The sequence below is a fragment of the Streptomyces sp. ICC1 genome (assembly GCF_003287935.1).
GTDB lineage: Bacteria > Actinomycetota > Actinomycetes > Streptomycetales > Streptomycetaceae > Streptomyces > Streptomyces tritrimontium.
Genome location: NZ_CP030287.1, coordinates 8,715,159 through 8,730,202, shown reverse-complemented (window position 1 = coordinate 8,730,202; position 15,044 = coordinate 8,715,159). Strand labels below are relative to the sequence as shown.

Here is a 15,044-nt window from a genome sequence, read left to right as displayed (position 1 = left end):
AACTCGGAGCTCTCACGGGCCGGGGGGTTCCAGGCGCCCGGTGGGTGTGTCAGGCGCGGCAGCGCAGCATCTCCAGCGCGGGGTTGGCGCGGAAGTCCACCCAGAACTCCGCACCGAACTCGCGCACCCCGGCGTCCGACACCGTCAGCGGGACCCAGGTCACCTCACTGAATCCGGCCGCCTGCAGGCACTTCTCGTACACCTCGCGGCGCGGGAGGTTGGCGACGAACGAGACGGGCGGCTCGAGCAACGCGGTGATCCGGACCTGCGGGCCGGTCTCGACCTCCTCGCCCGTGAGCTCGGAGCGGAAGCCGTACTTCTCCGGGGTCGGCCCGTCGAAGCGGAAATCGGGCGACTGGTTGAGGACGAAGAGCTCGCCGCCGGGCTTCAGGCTCCGGTGCAGGTTGCGGCACATCCGCTCCGTGGTGGCGATGTCCGGCGCGTAGCTCAGCAGCTGGACCGCCAGGCCGATGTCGAAGCCCTGCTCGAACGGCCGCAGTTCGGCGACGTCGCCCACCTCGTAGCGCACACCCAGCGGGTCGCCTTCCTCCAACTTCCTTGCCACGGAAACCATTTCACCGGAGATGTCGATGCCGAGCACCTCCGCGGCGCCGCGCCGCTTGAACTCCCTGCTGTAGAAGCCGGTACCGGAGGCCAGGTCCAGGATCGACTTGCCGGTCACGTCCCCGACCATGGCCAGGAAGGCGGGCACCACCGCGTACTGCTCCAGCGGCAGGGCCTTGAAGCCCTCGTACGCCTCACCTATCTCGTCGTACTGCTGCGTGCTCATGCTCTGTCATCCCCCATGCTTCGCAAGGCTCTTGACCGCCGCGCGGCCCGCACCCCGCACCCTGGACGTGCCGCGGCCCCTGTCTGGCAGTCTCCACGGGGCCCGGCGGACTGCCGTACTGGCAGAACCCACAAAGATCCGGACATGGGCCCGGCATCGCGTACGGCAGGCACGCGCTCGACATGCGCGTTCCGCCCGGAACCCGTCAGCGGTAGATTCACGCCCGTACGGGCGTGAATCTACCGCTGACGGGTTCCCCTGGCCCCGGCCCTGGCCGATGCCCTGGCCCCAGCCGCGGTCCCGGCCGATGCCCCGGCTCTGGCCCCGGCCCCGGCCCTGGCCCAGGTCCGCGACGCGGGCTCGTCGCTCGGTCCGTCCGCACGGCAGGGCGATCCCGAAACCGGCACCGAAGCCGGCACCGAGGCCGACGGCGGTGCCGGCGCCGAAGCCGGCACCGCCGTCTGCCCGGAAGCCGGCACCGCCGCCGACACCGCCGTTGGCCCGGAAGCCGGCACCGCCGCCCGCGCCGCGGCCGGCACCGCCGCCCGCCCCGCAGCCCGCACCGCCGCCGGCCCGGAGGCCGGCACCGCCCTCCGCCGGGAGCTGCGCGCGGCGGCCGCCGCGAGCTTCGTGCTGCTGGAGAGCCGTGGCGCGCTGCCCCTGGAGCCCGGCGCGCTGAACCGCCTCGCCGTGATCGGGGTGCACGCCGACGCCCCCCGCGTCCAGGGCGGCGGGAGCTCCGGGGTGTTCCCGCACCGCGTGGTCAGCCCGCTCGACGGGCTCCGGCAGGCGCTGCCGCCCCACGTCCGGATCGGGTACGAGCCCGGTCCCGCGCCCGAGGGCGCCGGGGGCCCGGAGCCGCTCGGCGCGCGGCACGCCCGCGACCCGGAGGGCGGGGCCCCGGGCGTGCGGCTGCGCGTGCTCGACGCCGCCGGCGCGGTGCTGCGCTCCCTGCACCAGCCCTCCGGGCGCGTGCTGGAGCCCGAACTTCCGCCCGGTGCCCACACCGTCGAACTCTCCGCCGTGCTCCACCCCGACACGACCGGCCCCTGGACCCTCGGTCTCGGCGGCTTCGGAGCCCTGCGCCTCACCGTCGACGGAACGGCCCTGGTCGAGGGCGAGTTCCCGCCCGAGACCGACGATCCGGCGGTCGTCCACGTCCGCCCGCCGCAGCACACGGCCCGGATCCCGCTCACGGCCGGCCGGCCCGTGCGCGTGGTCGCACGGCGCGAACTCGCGCCCGGCACCGGCCGGGCCACCGTCCTCACGGCCGCCGCGCCCGCGGCCGGGCCCGCCGAGGCGCTCGCCGCCGCCGTGGCCGCGGCCCGGGCGGCCGACGCCGCCGTCGTGGTCGTCGGCACCACGGAGGGCGCGGAGTCCGAGGGCTTCGACCGTGAGACGCTCCGACTGCCCGCGCCCCAGGACCAGTTGGTGGCGGAGATCGCCAGCGCCAACCCCCGTACCATCGTCGTCGTCAACTCCGGCGGCCCCGTCGAGCTGCCCTGGCGCGCGGCCGTCGGTGCCGTCCTCCTCACCTGGTTCCCCGGCCAAGAGGCCGGGCACGCCCTCGCCGACGTCCTCCTCGGCCGCGCAGAGCCCGGCGGGCGGCTCCCCACCACCTGGCCCGCCACCCTCACCGATGCCCCCGTGCGCACCACGCACCCCACGAACGGCCGGCTCGCGTACGAGGAGGGCCTGCACATCGGCCACCGCGCCTGGCTGCGCCCGGGCGCCGCGCGGCCCGCGTACTGGTTCGGCCACGGACTCGGCTACACCACCTGGGAGTTCGAGCGGATCGGCATGCCGGAGCCGGCCCCCGGCGGGGACTTCGAGATCCCGGTCACCCTGCGCAACACCGGTGCCCGGAGCGGCCGCGAGATCGTCCAACTCCACCTGTCCCGGCCGGACTCGGCCGTCGAGCGGCCGGTGTGCTGGCTCGCGGGCTGGGCGGCGGCGGAGGCGGAGCCGGGGGAGCGGGCGACGGCGTACGTACGCATCCCCGCGCGAGCCCTGCAGCACTGGTCACCGGGGGGAAGGGGCTGGACCACGGAGCCGGGCCGGTTCGAGGTGCTGGCCGGGCGCAGCGCGGGTGACCTGCCGCTCCGGGCGGCGATCGAGGTCTGAGCGGGGGCGGCTACAGTGCCGCCATGGACGGATCGAGCACGGGCACCGGCACGGGGACGGCCCCGACCCTGGAAGACGTGGCGCGTGCCGCCGGGGTGTCACGGGCCACGGTGTCGCGCGTGGTCAACGGTGTGCGCAACGTGGACCCGGGCATCCAGCAGGCGGTCCAGCGGGCCGTCGCCGAGACCGGGTACGTGCCGAACCGGGCCGCCCGCTCCCTGGTGACCCGCCGGTCGGGGGCCGTGGCGCTGGTGGTCTCGGGCGCGGGCGCCGACGCCGACCGGGTGTTCCAGGACCCCTTCTTCGGGCGGGTGGTGAGCGGGGTCGTACGGGCGCTGCGCCCGCGCGGCGTGCACCCGGTGCTGATGTTCGCCGACGGGCAGGAGGACCGCGCACAGGTGCTGGCGTACCTCACCCAGGGCGGCGCGGACGGTGCGCTGCTCGTCACCACGGACGGCCGCGACCCGCTGCCGGGGCTGCTCGCGGCCGCCGGGCTGCCCGCGGTGCTCTTCGCGCGGCCGGCGCCACCGGTGGGGCTGGACTGGGTCGACCTGCGCCACCGCGAGGGCGGGGCGCTGGCGGCGCGGCACCTGCTGGCCCGCGGCTGCGGGCGCCTCGCGGTGATCGGCGGACCGGCGGACGTGCCGGCGAGCCGGGAGCGGGTGGCGGGCTTCCGGGAGGCGCTGGCCGGCGGCCCGGTGCGGGTGGCCGAGGCGGACTTCACGCTGGACGGCGGTGAACAGGCGATGCGTGCGCTGCTGGCGGAACAACCGGACCTGGACGGGGTGTTCGCGGCGAACGACCTGATGGCGCAGGGAGCCTGCCTGGTGCTGCGCGAACACGGCCGGCGCGTGCCGCAGGACGTCGCGGTGGTCGGCTTCGACGACTCCGGCGCGGCGGTGGCGGCCCGTCCCCGGCTGACGACGGTCCGTCAGCCGGTGGAGGACATGGCGGCGGAGATGGTCCGCCTCCTGCTGGACCGGGTGTCGGGCGCGGCCGCCCCGGAGCCCGCGGCGGTGCTCTTCGAGCCGGAACTGGTCGTCCGCGACTCGGCGTAGCCGCCGGCCGCCCTGGCCGCAGCCGTCGCGCAGCCGCCACGTAGCCGCCGCCCGCCCTGGCCGCAGCCGCCGCGCCGCCGCAGCCCTGGCCGCAGCCGCCGCCCGCTGCCCGCCCTGGCCGTAGCTGCCATGTAGCCGCTGCCCGCTGCCCGCCCTGGCCGCAGCCGCCGTGCAGCCGCTGCCCGCTGGCCGCCTTGGCCGCAGCCGCAGCCGCCGCCGCCGCCCGACGCCCGCCCTGGCCGCAGCCACCGCCTTGGCCGCCGCCGCGCACCCCGTGCCCGCCCCCCCACCCGGGACCCGCGGACCAGCACCAAGCACCCGCGGGCGGGGCGGCGGGCACGGGCGACGGCTCGCGCTGATCTACGGGCGGGACCTTCCCGCCGGGCGGTCGTTGAGCGGGACGTGATCCTCTGGCTGCTCAACCACCTCAGCACCTTCCTCCTCGGCGTCGTCCTCGTCGGCGGCTTCGTCGCCCTCGCCATCGGCGGCAGCCTGGCCGCCCGCCGCCGGTTCCCGCACCTCGCGGGCGGCGAGCACAACGAGATGGTCGGTGTCGCCCTCGGCATGTTCGGCGCGATCTACGGCATCATCCTGGCCTTCGTCGTCGTCACCCTGTGGACCCAGCTGGAGAACACCCAGACGATCGTCGCGAGCGAGGCCACCGACCTGGCCCTCGTCGTCCGCAGCGCGGAGGTCTTCCCCCCGGCCGAACGCGCCCGCGTGGACCGGGCCGTGGGGGAATACGTCCACGCCGTCGTCGAGGTCCAGTGGCCCCTCATGCGCGAGGGTCGGCCCAGCTACGAGGCCACCGCCGACCAGACGCACGCCCTGTACACGGCACTCCAGGCCTACGAGCCCGTCGGCGCCCGGAGCGAGACCTTCTACGGGGAGGCCGCCGGCCGCCTCAACGACGTCGCCGCACAGCGGCGGGCGAGGGTGACGATGGCCGAGACCTCGCTGCCGATCCTGCTGCAAGTCCTCGTCTACGGGGGAGCGTTCGTGATCCTCCCGCTCACCTTCCTCTTCGGGCTGCGCAGCCTGAAGATGCAGCTGCTGTTCGTCTCGGCGGTGGCCGGCCTGATCGGCTTCAGCCTGCTGCTGGTGATGGCGCTGGACCGGCCCTTCGCCGGGGACCTGAGCGTGAGCCCGGCACCGTACAAGGAGGCGGCACTGGCACAGTTCTGGCCCTAGCCCCGGCGGCGGTCCCCGACGAGGGGGTCGAGGATGGGGCCCAGGTCGATGGAGTCCAGCCGGTCGGGGTCGGTGAGCACGTCGATGGCGGTGATCAGGCCGTCGGTGACCGTGAAGGCCAGCATCGACATCAGCCGCCCCCCGACCACGCACAGCACGCCCGCGGCCCCGTTGACCAGCACGGGGCGGACGAACGGGGCGAGCGCGGAGTACAGCGCCGCCTGGGAGCCCACGGTCCGGGCGCCGGTCAGGACTACCGACTGGCCGGCGCGTTCGACACCGCCGTCGGAACGCAGGACGACATCCGGGTGGAGCAGGGCTAGGAGCGCCTCGAAGTCCCCGTCCTGCGTGGCCGCGAAGAACGCGCTGACGGCCGCGCGCTGCCGGGAGAGGTCCGGATCCGGCGCGGGCGCCCGCCCCTGGACGCGGCGGCGCGCCCGGCTGGCGAGCTGCCGGGTGGCCGCCGGGGTCTTGTCGAGCATCAGGGAGATCTCGTCGAAGGGCACGGAGAACATGTCGTGCAGGACGAACGCCAACCGCTCGGCGGGCGCGAGCTCTTCCAGGACGACCAGCAGCGCCAGCCCGACCGAATCGGCCAGCAGCACCTCGTCCTCGGGCTCGACCGCACCCTCCCGGCTGAGGACCGGATCGGGCATGCGGATCTCCAGGGAGTCCTCGCGGCGCGTCTCCCGCGCACGCAGCCCGTTCAGGCACAGCCGCGCCACGACCGTCGTCAGCCAGCCGCCGAGGTTCTCCACGTCACCGACATCGGTGCGGCTCAGCCGCAGCCAGCACTCCTGGACCGCGTCCTCGGCCTCACCGAGCGAGCCGAGCATCCGGTAGGCGACGGCCCGCAGATGGGCCCGGTGCTCCTCGAACCGCCCCGCCAGCACGTCCTGCTCACACACGCCCACGCCCCGAACTCCCTCTCGCCAGACTTCGCCAGACCTCCCCAGACCCGCCGCCTACTTCCAGGGGTCCTCGGTGGATACGCAGCCCAGGGCGCGCAGCTGCGCGTCCGTGTCCCTGAGGGTCTCGATGCCGTCGGCGATCCACGACCAGCCGTCGCCGGGCACCCCGGCCATGTCGTCCACGTCCCTCGAGGGCACGCCCAGACCGGACGTGGCCATCACCCGGCGCAGCCCCGAGCCGATCTGCTTGCGGGCCTTGGTCCACGACTCGTGGGTCTTCGGGTCGGGGATCATCGCGTACCCATGTGCGTCCTCCAGGCTGGTGGACAGGGGGCCCATGTCGATGTACACCTTGTCCGCCTCGTGGCTGCCGTGGGCGATCCTCGCCGAGGTGATCAGGCCGTTGAGCCGCTCGCGGCCGCCGCTCTGGTACCACTGGATGACGCCCGCGCCGGGTTTCGACGGCTCGGGCGCCGTGGCGCTCGGGACGGGCTTGAAGCTCACGTTCGTGTTCGGCGCCTTGCTCTCCGGCTCGCCGGCGCAGCCGGTCAGCAGGAGGGCGCCGGCGGCGACCGGTACGAGGAGCTGGTGGAGTAAGCGGACGCGCATGGATCCCCCTGGGACGGTCTACGGGCCGTGCTTCGAGCGGTGCGTCGAGCAGTGGTTCGAGCAGTGCTTCTGCCTTGCTTCGAATCAGTCTTTGCGCCCGGTCGCGGCGACGGTCACGCCGAGACCGATCATCGCGAGCCCGCCGGCCCCGCCGATCGCGGACAGCCGCTGAGGCGACCGCGAGAACCAGCTGCGGGCGGTCGCCGCGAGCATGCCCCAGGCACTGTCGCAGACCACGGCGATGAGGTTGAACACCAGGCCGAGGATCAGCATTTGGGCCGCCACGTGGCCCCGGTCGCGGTCCACGAACTGCGGGAGGACGGCGGCGAAGAACACGATGGTCTTCGGGTTGGCCACGCCGACCGCGAAGCCCTCCCACAGCGAGCGCCACGTCCCGTAATCGGTCGCGTCCGCACCGAAGTCCGCGCGCAGGGCGCGCCGCTGCCGGAAGGCCTTGACCCCCAGGTAGACGAGGTACGCGGCTCCCGCGAGCTTGAGCGCCGTGAACACGAGCACCGACCGCTCGACGATCGAGCCCACCCCGAAGGCCACGGCGACGACCAGCACGTACGCGCCCAGCGTGTTCCCGGCCACGGTCGTCAGGACGGCCCGCCGCCCCTGGGAGAGGGCGCGCCCGATGACGAAGAGCACGCTCGGCCCGGGAATCAGGATCAGCAGCAGCGACATCGCGGCGAAGGCGAGCAGTCGATCGGTGGACACCATGCGGCTCATCGTTCCGGACGGCTGGCGGGAGGGGAAGGGCTTTTGGGCTGTCCGCCCCGCCCGTCCCCCGGTGCCGGCCTCGTGGGGGCGGGCGGGGCGGACAGGGCGGTCAGGGTGTCCAGCCGGCGTACGGCGGAGCGGCGCTGGACGGCCGACAGGGCCGCGACCGCCGCGCCGAGGGCGAGCCAGCCGGCCGGGCCGGCCACCATCACGCCGGTCAGGAGCAGCGGACCGGCGGACTTCTGGACCGACTGGGCCATGCCCGCCACGCCCAGGTAGGACGCCCGCGCCCGCGCGGGGGCGAGCGAGACCGCCAGCTCCCAGGAACTCACCGAGCGCATCAGCTCCGCCGCGGTGGCCAGCACCGCCGCGGCGAGGAGCGCGACCGACGCGGCCCCGGCTCCGGCCCCCGCGGTGAGGGCCAGGAGGATGCAACAGGCGCACATCGTCAGCCCGTACAGGAAGACGGCCCCCGCGGCCTGGCGGGGCCCCTCGACCGCTGCCGACACGCGCAGCTGGAGTACGACGACGAGCACGGTGTTGATCACGAGGAAGGCCGGGACCAGGGCGTGCGGCGCATCGGTGTGGTCCACCAGCCACAGCGGCAGGCCGACGGCGAGGATCGAGTCGTCCAGGTGCATCGGGATGTCCAGCAGGACGAAGCGCAGGTACCCCCGGTCCCGCCACGGACTCGGCGCGCCCGACGGCCGGGCCGCTGCCACCGCCTCCGCCTCCGCCTCCGCTGCCGCGGCCTTCGCGTCCGGGTCCCCGGTGCCCGCGGCCACCCGTCCGGGGCCGCGCGGCCCCCGGGTGCGCCGGACGAGCGCGGCGGCCACGAGGAAGGAGACCGCGTTGGCCAGGATCAGCACCTGGTAGGCCTCGCGGGTCCCGACGGCGAGACCGGCCGCGGCGAGGCCCGCGCCGAGGGCGTAGCCGGCGTTCGCCGTGCTGCGCGACAGCGCCTGGTAGGTGGACCGCCGCTCACCCGCCACCCGCGTGGCGAAGAGCATCTCCAGGGTCTTGGCCGCCCGGTCGCCCAGGTACGTGACCGCGACCACGGGCAGCAGCACGTCGAAGCGGGTGACCACGAGCAGCGCGCCGAGCGTGCCCAGGCGCAGGAGGTGACAGCCGATCAGCAGGGAGCGCACCGGGAAGCGGCCGGCCAGGTGGCCCGCCAGGGGCGACCCGGCGATGCCCGCCACCGCGGCCGCGCCCAGCAGCAGGCCGATCCGGCCGGCGTCCAGGCCGAGGACGAAGGTGAAGTACAGGACCGAGGCGGCGGCCCACACTCCCGTACCGGCGCGGTCGAGGAACTGGGCGAGCAGCATGATCCGGGCGTCCCGGCCCCCCGGCGGCCGGCGCAACTGCGCCACCAGGCCCTGCCGCTCCCGCGGTTCCTTCCGTGGTTCCTTCCGCGCTCCCGTGCCACGCCGCCGCATCCCGGACCTCCAAGCCCCCGTAAAAGTATCTCGACATCGAGATACCCGGCAGCAGACTGCCCGAGATCAATCTTGACGTCAAGATACTTATCGGGGGCAGGCCGCAAGAGGCGGTCCGGACCCGGCCGTTGTCCGCGGACACGGTGTGCGGACCCGGGTGGTGCTGCGGCGAGGGCGACGGGACGATGTGATCAGCGATCGACGTCCCGGGCCCCGGTCCGGGATACGGGGTACGGGGTACGGGGTCGAGGAGGGGTCGTGCGCAGCTACGCCAGCGTGCTGGTCGGCATTTCGCCTTCGCCGCGCTCTGCTGCTTCCCGGCCCCGCTCGCCCTCCTCGTGGGATACGGCGCCTGGCGCGAGGGCGAGGACTGGGCGTGGATCGCGCTCGCCATCGGTGTGGCCGGCTCGATCCTGATCCCCGTCGAGGCCTTCGAGCTCACGCGGAGCCGGTTCCCCCGCATCACGCGCGGGGACCGCGTGAAGGGCGAGGGCGTCACCTACGGCGACGACACCTTCGTGTTGTGGGCGCCGAAGGCCGAACAAGGCCCGGCGCGGGCGTGGTTGGTGCGGGCGGACGTCCTGGAGGCGTCACTCGCGCGGTAGAACCCCGACACCGAGGCGACCTTCACGACCTGCGTCGGCGACCCCCTCCCCGACGCATTCACGCCGCTGGTCCGGCTGAGACTGCGGGTCCACGGCGCCGACGGGCCCGACGGCGGCGGGTTCGAGGTCACGGAAGCGTGGCGGGTGCCGTCCGTGTGCCTCTCGGCCGTCACGGCCGGCCGCCTGGTCGTCCTCGTCGACCCTGCCGGTCCGGAGGCCCCCGGAAAGGTCACGCCCCTGTGGCCCCGCAGCGCCCTGCCGGCGGGTACGAGGACCAGCCGCATGGTCGACCTCGAAGGCCGGTGGACGGACGCGACCCGGCGCCCCGGCCTGCTGCTGCGACAGATGCGGATCGCGCGGGAAGCCGGAGGCATCGAGATGGCCGGCGACACGATCGACCTCCGGCGCCTGGACGCGCACACCGCGGCGCGCTACACCGCCTCGATCGGCCGTGACCGCGCCTTCCCCGAGGACCGGGCGCCGGTGACCGAGCCGGGCGAGGAGTCCCGGTGGATCGTGGACGACCTGCCGGGTGAACCGGCGGCGTTCGGCTCCGTGGACCGGCGCCGGTCGCGCCGCGGCGGCATCCTGGTGCGGGGCCGGTTCCTGCAGATGACCAGCACGCACACCTTCCAGAGCCACGGTCCGGTCCTCGACACGGTGCTGCGCGTCCACCCCCCCGGACGGCACGCCCCCGTTCGACGCCGCCCGACGGCTGACGGTGCCGATGGACTACCTCGCCGTCCTGCACCGCACCAGGGAGGTCGTCCTCCGCGCCGACCCGCAGGGCGGGTCGTACGTCGTCGACTGGGCGCGCACCAACCTGCTCGCCGGCACCGCCGCGGCCGAGGTCATCACCCCGGACGGCCGGCAACTCCCCCTGACGGGGCGCCCCGACCTGATCTGGGCCCTGATGAACCTCCTCGCGTCCCACGGCCTCTCCAACCCGACGCCCGTCCTGGACCTCCGCGAGCAACGGCTCACCACGGCGGCGGGAACCCTCATGCAGGTGGTGCGTGACGCCGAGGCAGAGCCGAACCCGGCCCAGCCCTAGGGGGCGCTTCTCGGATCTCCGCGGGATCTCGGGGCTCGGGGCTTGCTCGGGGTTGCTAGTGCTGTGGCCGGGAAGGTTTGCCGGGTCGCGGTGTCCGGTGCGGTGCCTCGCAAGGCGGAGGGCCGCCGCTTGTACTGGACGTACTTCGGTGGTCCGACAACGCGGCGAGGTGCCGTGCCGGGGGCATCGTGTCAACTTCCCCAAGTGACGCCGGATCCCCGATCCGGCGTGAAACGAATCCGGCCGCACCCCTGCGGCAGACACCCGGAGTGGACTCCCCACGGCTAAACGCCCGTTAAAGCCGCAGGCAGCGAAGACCGACAGCCCTGACAGCGCTTTTCGGACAGGTGGGAGCGAGGGCAGAATGACGGTGACTCCCGCGCGCGCGGGAGCGGAACAGGGGGAGGGAACCCATGCGCATGCGCAAGGCGCTGGCCGTGGTGATCGCGGCCGGGCTCGCCGTGGCGGCGGTCGTGGCAGCCGGCGGCGGAGCCGCCGACGGAGACGGGCAGGGGCTCGCGGGCGTCACTCCGTACGCCAACTACGGACCCCCGGCCGGCGCGGACGGCGGGACGGCGCACGTGGAGGACTTCACGCCCAACCGGACGACCTAGTGCTGTGACCGGAAAGGTTTGCCGGGTCGCGGTGTCCGGTGCGGTGCATCGCAAGGCGGAGGACCACGCCTCGTACTGGACGTACCGGTGTGGTCCGACAACGCGGCGAGGTGCCGTGCCGGGCGCCGCGACCCGGTGAACCTTTCCGGTCACAGCACTAGCACTGTTCGTGCGGTGACCGCAAAGACCTGACGGCCCGTCTCCCGGAATCCCGTGGTGCGCACATCCGGTGTGCGCGCCACGGGATTCCTTCGTGTCCCGGCCAGGGTTCGTCGGCCGGTTCCGGACGGTGCGACTGGCGCGTATGCCTTGACTTCACATGATCCCCCGAAGACCTTTTCTGACTCGGCATCAGAATGCCGGATCCACCCCCACACCCCCTCTCCGCTGGAGCCTGCCCATGACCGCGAGAACAGCCTCCGCCGCGCGTTCCGAACCGAGTTCCGCCCTTCCCTCCCGCCGGACGGTCCTCGCCGGGACCGGCGCCGGGGTGCTCGCCGCCACCGTGCTGCCGTCGGCCGCCGCGCGCGCCGCGGACGGTGTCCCCCTCGGCGAGTACGACGTCGTCGTCGTGGGATCCGGGGCGTCCGGGATGACCGCCGCGCTCGCGGCCGCCAAACGGGGCCTGAGCGTGCTCGTGGTCGAGAAGGCCCCCACCTTCGGCGGATCGGCCGCCCGTTCGGGCGCCGGGATCTGGCTGCCGAACAACTCCGTGATCCTGGGGGCGGGCGTCCCCGACACCCCGGCGAAGGCGGCCGCCTACCTGGCGGCCGTCGTCGGCAACGGCTCCTCGGCGGACCGGCAGGCGGCCTTCCTCGCCAACGGGCCCCGGATGCTGGACTTCGTGATGGCCAACAGCCCGCTGCGGTTCCGCTTCATGGACGGCTACAGCGACTACTACCCCCAACTCCCCGGCGGGCTCCCCAACGGCCGCTCCATCGAGCCGGACCAGATCGACGGCAACATCCTCGGCGCCGAACTGGCCCACCTGAACCCGGCGTACATGCCGGTGCCCGCCGGAATGGTCGTGTTCAGCCAGGACTACAAGTGGCTCAACATCGCTGCCGTCAACGCCAAGGGCCTCGCGGTGTCCACCGAATGCCTGGCGCGCGGCACGGCGGCCGCGCTGTGCGGGCAGAAGCCGCTGACCATGGGCCAGGCGCTCGCGACCGGGCTGCGGGCCGGGCTGATGCAGGCGGGGGTCCCCGTGTGGCTGAACAGCCCCCTCGTCGACCTGGTGCAGGAGGGCGGCACGGTCACCGGTGTCGTCGTGGAGAAGCAGGGCGTACGGGGCGTCGTACGGGCCCGCAAGGGCGTCGTCATCGGCTCGGGCGGGTTCGAGCACAACGCGGAGATGCGCGCCCAGTACCAGCAGCAGCCCATCGGCACCCAGTGGTCGATCGGCGCCAAGGAGAACACCGGCGACGGCATCCGGGCCGGCCAACGGGCCGGAGCGGCGCTGTCGTTGATGGAGGACGCCTGGTGGGGGCCGTCGATCCCGCTGCCGAACGAGCCGTACTTCTGCCTGGCCGAACGGACCCTGCCGGGCGGCCTGATGGTCAACGGGAAGGGCGCCCGCTTCGTCAACGAGGCGGCCCCGTACAGCGATGTGGTGCACGTGATGTACGAGAAGGACCGGGGTGCGGCCGGCTCGCACATCCCGGCCTGGCTGATCGTGGACCAGAACTACCGCAACAAGTACCTGTTCAGGGACGTCCTGCCGACGATCGTCTTCCCCGACTCCTGGTACGAGGTCGGCGCGGCGAAGAAGGCGTTGACCTGGGACGCCCTGGCGAACCAGATCGGGGTGCCGGCGGGCGCCCTGCGCTCCACGCTCAACCGGTTCAACGCGCAGGCGTGGAACGGCTCCGACCCCGACTTCCACCGGGGCGACACGGCCTACGACCACTACTACACGGACCCTGGCGTCCGCCCGAACTCGTGTCTGGCGCCGATCTGGGCTCCGCCGTTCTACGCCTTCAAGATCGTGCCGGGCGACCTGGGCACGAAGGGAGGCATCGTCACGGACGCGCGGGCCCGCGCGCTGCGGGCGGACGGATCGGTGATCCGGGGCCTGTGGGCGGCGGGCAACGCGAGTGCGGCCGTCATGGGGCACAGCTACGCGGGGGCCGGATCGACGATCGGTCCCGCGATGACCTTCGGCTACGTGGCGGCGAACGACATCGCGGACGCGTGAGGCTGGCCGGGCCGCCCACCGGATCCGGGCCGTCTGACGGCCCGGGTCCCGCCGCGGGTCTGGTCGCGCCTTAGCCCTGCTGGAAGAGCTCGGCGGGCAGCGGCTTCAGCAGCGCGTACAGGTCGTCGGTGATCGGTCGGTCCCAGCTCGCGATGGTGACCAGCACATTGTCGCTGCGGTCGAACTGCACGCAGCTGATCCGGCTCTCCGAGAGCTTGATCTTCCGGACGATGAGGAGGTTGTCGCCCTGCATGACGGGGCAGTCCTCGGCGCCGGTGACCTCGACGTCCTCTTCGTTCTCGAGGGCGTCGAGGAGCTGGGCCACCTCGAAGGGGACCTGGCCCTCGGAGAGGTCGCGGGCGGGGGAACCCTCGGGGAGGTTTCCGATGATCATCGCGGGGCCGCGTCCGCCGAAGAGGTCGTAGCGGAGGAAGACACCCTGGCAGCTGCCGTCGGGCGCGGGCAGCAGCCCGGCCCCGAGATTGCCCGGCCAGTCCCCCGGGTCCATGGCCAGGACGTCGAAGTCCGGGCCGGCGGGTGTGGCGGCGCGGTGGCGGCGGAGGAAGGACATGCCGCAATGGTACGTGCCCGCCCGGCCTTCCCGGCCCTCCGCCCCCCACACCCCCCACCCGTCACAACAGACCAGCCAAGGCTCCCGTGTTAACGCCGTTAATGCCCGGCCACCGAAAAAAGTACTGGTCGACTGGTTTTTTTACCCGTCATCTGTCTAAATTGACCTTCAGCCGCCCTTGATCAACCCGAAGGGCACGGCGAAGTACCGCGATCCCAGGGGGAAGAGGCATGGCGAGGGTCAGGCAGGAACGTGCGGAGATCACCCGGCAGGCGATCCTCGACGGCGCGGCCCTCGCCTTCGACGAGAAGGGGTTCCACGGCACCAGCCTGACCGACGTGGTCGGGCACGCCGGTGTCACCAAGGGAGCCCTGTACTTCCACTTCCCCTCCAAGGAAGCCCTCGCCCACACTTTGGTGGAAGAGCAGTTCCAGGTCTCCGCAAACGTCCCCGCCATCGAGGAGCCGGGCCTCCAGACCGCCATCGACCTGACCCACCAGATGGCGTTCGGGCTGCGGACCAATGTCCGCATCCGCGCCGGGATCCGGCTGCTCATCGAGTTCGGTTCCTTCACCGACCCGGACCCGAACCCGTACAACTCCTGGATCGACATCATCCGCGGCTGTCTGACGCCGGCCCAGGAACGCGGCGACGTACTGCCGTCGCTCGACGTGCGCGACCTGTCGACCATGCTCGTCGGCTCGTTCACCGGCATCCAGGTGACCTCGCACGTGCGCACCGGCCGCGAGGACCTGCACACCCGGGTCATCGACCTGTGGACCTTCCTGCTCCCGGGGATCGTGCCCGCGCACCGCATCCCCCTCTTCGACCTGGCCGGCTCGCCCGAGTGCCGGGCCGAGCTCGGTCTGCCGACCTCCGACTCATCGCGGGTCGCGGTCGGCTGACGACGTATCCAGGGCGGCCTCGCACACGCCGTGGTGAACCACGGGGGTGCTCGCTACGGCGTGTGCGAGGCCGCCCTGTCGCGTACCCGGGCCCGGCCCCGCCGTGCGGCCCGGCCCGGAACTGCGGCCCGGCCCCGCCCTGCGGCCCGGCACTGTCCCGCACGGCCCTGATCCGGACCTGGATCCGGACCTCGATCCGGCCCCGATCCGGCCCTGTTCAGGCTCGATCCGGACACTTCCACACCACTTCGTT

The 15,044-nt window shown here is 73.5% G+C and carries 14 protein-coding genes; 8 read left to right on the top strand and 6 right to left on the bottom strand.

Features of this window, described 5'->3' with window-relative positions; translation table 11 throughout:
- Window positions 1–49: 49 nt before the first annotated feature.
- Window positions 50–790, bottom strand: coding sequence for a class I SAM-dependent methyltransferase (locus DRB96_RS41000; protein ID WP_112452919.1), 741 nt, complete (start codon window positions 788–790; stop codon window positions 50–52).
- Between the two features lie 630 nt (window positions 791–1,420).
- Here DRB96_RS41000 and DRB96_RS40995 point away from each other — a divergent pair.
- The 3 genes from DRB96_RS40995 (at window position 1,421) to DRB96_RS40985 (ending at window position 5,163) form a co-directional block, all read left to right on the top strand.
- A complete protein-coding gene (locus tag DRB96_RS40995; protein WP_239517835.1) occupies window positions 1,421–2,914 on the top strand; it encodes a glycoside hydrolase family 3 C-terminal domain-containing protein in 1,494 nt (497 codons plus the stop codon).
- Window positions 2,915–2,937: 23 nt separating this feature from the next.
- Window positions 2,938–3,972, top strand: coding sequence for a LacI family DNA-binding transcriptional regulator (locus DRB96_RS40990; protein WP_112452917.1), 1,035 nt, complete (start codon window positions 2,938–2,940; stop codon window positions 3,970–3,972).
- Between the two features lie 402 nt (window positions 3,973–4,374).
- A complete protein-coding gene (locus DRB96_RS40985; RefSeq protein WP_112452916.1) occupies window positions 4,375–5,163 on the top strand; it encodes a DUF4239 domain-containing protein in 789 nt (262 codons plus the stop codon).
- On the opposite strand, the gene DRB96_RS40980 is transcribed toward DRB96_RS40985, so the two are convergent.
- The 4 genes from DRB96_RS40980 to DRB96_RS40965 form a co-directional block, all read right to left on the bottom strand.
- Window positions 5,160–6,071, bottom strand: coding sequence for a sigma-70 family RNA polymerase sigma factor (locus tag DRB96_RS40980; protein ID WP_112454409.1), 912 nt, complete (start codon window positions 6,069–6,071; stop codon window positions 5,160–5,162). The two genes, DRB96_RS40985 and DRB96_RS40980, sit on opposite strands and share 4 nt — an antisense overlap.
- Before the next feature lie 57 nt (window positions 6,072–6,128).
- The gene (locus DRB96_RS40975) at window positions 6,129–6,683 is read right to left on the bottom strand and encodes a hypothetical protein (protein WP_112452915.1); all 555 of its coding nucleotides are present in this window, start codon (window positions 6,681–6,683) and stop codon (window positions 6,129–6,131) included.
- Between the two features lie 84 nt (window positions 6,684–6,767).
- A complete protein-coding gene (locus tag DRB96_RS40970; protein ID WP_112452914.1) occupies window positions 6,768–7,406 on the bottom strand; it encodes a LysE family translocator in 639 nt (212 codons plus the stop codon).
- Between the two features lie 5 nt (window positions 7,407–7,411).
- A complete protein-coding gene (locus tag DRB96_RS40965) occupies window positions 7,412–8,734 on the bottom strand; it encodes an MFS transporter (protein WP_239517834.1) in 1,323 nt (440 codons plus the stop codon).
- A 449-nt stretch (window positions 8,735–9,183) separates the two neighbouring features.
- Here DRB96_RS40965 and DRB96_RS44075 point away from each other — a divergent pair, with 449 nt between their 5' ends.
- From DRB96_RS44075 to kstD, 4 genes are all read left to right on the top strand, one after another.
- Complete coding sequence (locus DRB96_RS44075; protein WP_204357952.1) at window positions 9,184–9,450, top strand: hypothetical protein; 267 nt, start codon at window positions 9,184–9,186, stop codon at window positions 9,448–9,450.
- Between the two features lie 727 nt (window positions 9,451–10,177).
- Entirely contained in the window at window positions 10,178–10,504 is a 327-nt protein-coding gene (locus DRB96_RS44070) for a hypothetical protein (protein ID WP_204357951.1), read from the top strand.
- A gap of 413 nt (window positions 10,505–10,917) precedes the next feature.
- A complete protein-coding gene (locus DRB96_RS40955; protein WP_112452912.1) occupies window positions 10,918–11,118 on the top strand; it encodes a hypothetical protein in 201 nt (66 codons plus the stop codon).
- Between the two features lie 400 nt (window positions 11,119–11,518).
- Entirely contained in the window at window positions 11,519–13,315 is a 1,797-nt protein-coding gene (gene kstD / locus DRB96_RS40950; protein WP_204357950.1) for a 3-oxosteroid 1-dehydrogenase, read from the top strand.
- Window positions 13,316–13,385: 70 nt separating this feature from the next.
- Here the strand turns inward: kstD and DRB96_RS40945 are convergent, their stop codons facing one another.
- Window positions 13,386–13,886 (bottom strand): hypothetical protein, encoded by a 501-nt coding sequence (locus DRB96_RS40945; protein ID WP_112452911.1) that lies wholly within the window; start codon window positions 13,884–13,886, stop codon window positions 13,386–13,388.
- A 230-nt stretch (window positions 13,887–14,116) separates the two neighbouring features.
- Between DRB96_RS40945 and DRB96_RS40940 the strand changes: the two genes are divergently transcribed.
- Entirely contained in the window at window positions 14,117–14,791 is a 675-nt protein-coding gene (locus tag DRB96_RS40940) for a ScbR family autoregulator-binding transcription factor (protein ID WP_112452910.1), read from the top strand.
- The last annotated feature ends 253 nt before the right edge of the window (window positions 14,792–15,044 follow it).

Coding starts and splice junctions, on each gene's coding strand:
- DRB96_RS40940 (WP_112452910.1), top strand. CDS start 14,117: ATGGCGAGGGTCAGGCAGGAACGTGCGGAGATCACCCGGCAGGCGATC.
- DRB96_RS40990 (WP_112452917.1), top strand. CDS start 2,938: ATGGACGGATCGAGCACGGGCACCGGCACGGGGACGGCCCCGACCCTG.
- DRB96_RS40965 (WP_239517834.1), bottom strand. CDS start 8,734: ATGCTGCTCGCCCAGTTCCTCGACCGCGCCGGTACGGGAGTGTGGGCC.
- DRB96_RS44070 (WP_204357951.1), top strand. CDS start 10,178: ATGGACTACCTCGCCGTCCTGCACCGCACCAGGGAGGTCGTCCTCCGC.
- DRB96_RS40970 (WP_112452914.1), bottom strand. CDS start 7,406: ATGGTGTCCACCGATCGACTGCTCGCCTTCGCCGCGATGTCGCTGCTG.
- DRB96_RS40975 (WP_112452915.1), bottom strand. CDS start 6,683: ATGCGCGTCCGCTTACTCCACCAGCTCCTCGTACCGGTCGCCGCCGGC.
- kstD (WP_204357950.1), top strand. CDS start 11,519: ATGACCGCGAGAACAGCCTCCGCCGCGCGTTCCGAACCGAGTTCCGCC.
- DRB96_RS40945 (WP_112452911.1), bottom strand. CDS start 13,886: ATGTCCTTCCTCCGCCGCCACCGCGCCGCCACACCCGCCGGCCCGGAC.
- DRB96_RS40955 (WP_112452912.1), top strand. CDS start 10,918: ATGCGCATGCGCAAGGCGCTGGCCGTGGTGATCGCGGCCGGGCTCGCC.
- DRB96_RS41000 (WP_112452919.1), bottom strand. CDS start 790: ATGAGCACGCAGCAGTACGACGAGATAGGTGAGGCGTACGAGGGCTTC.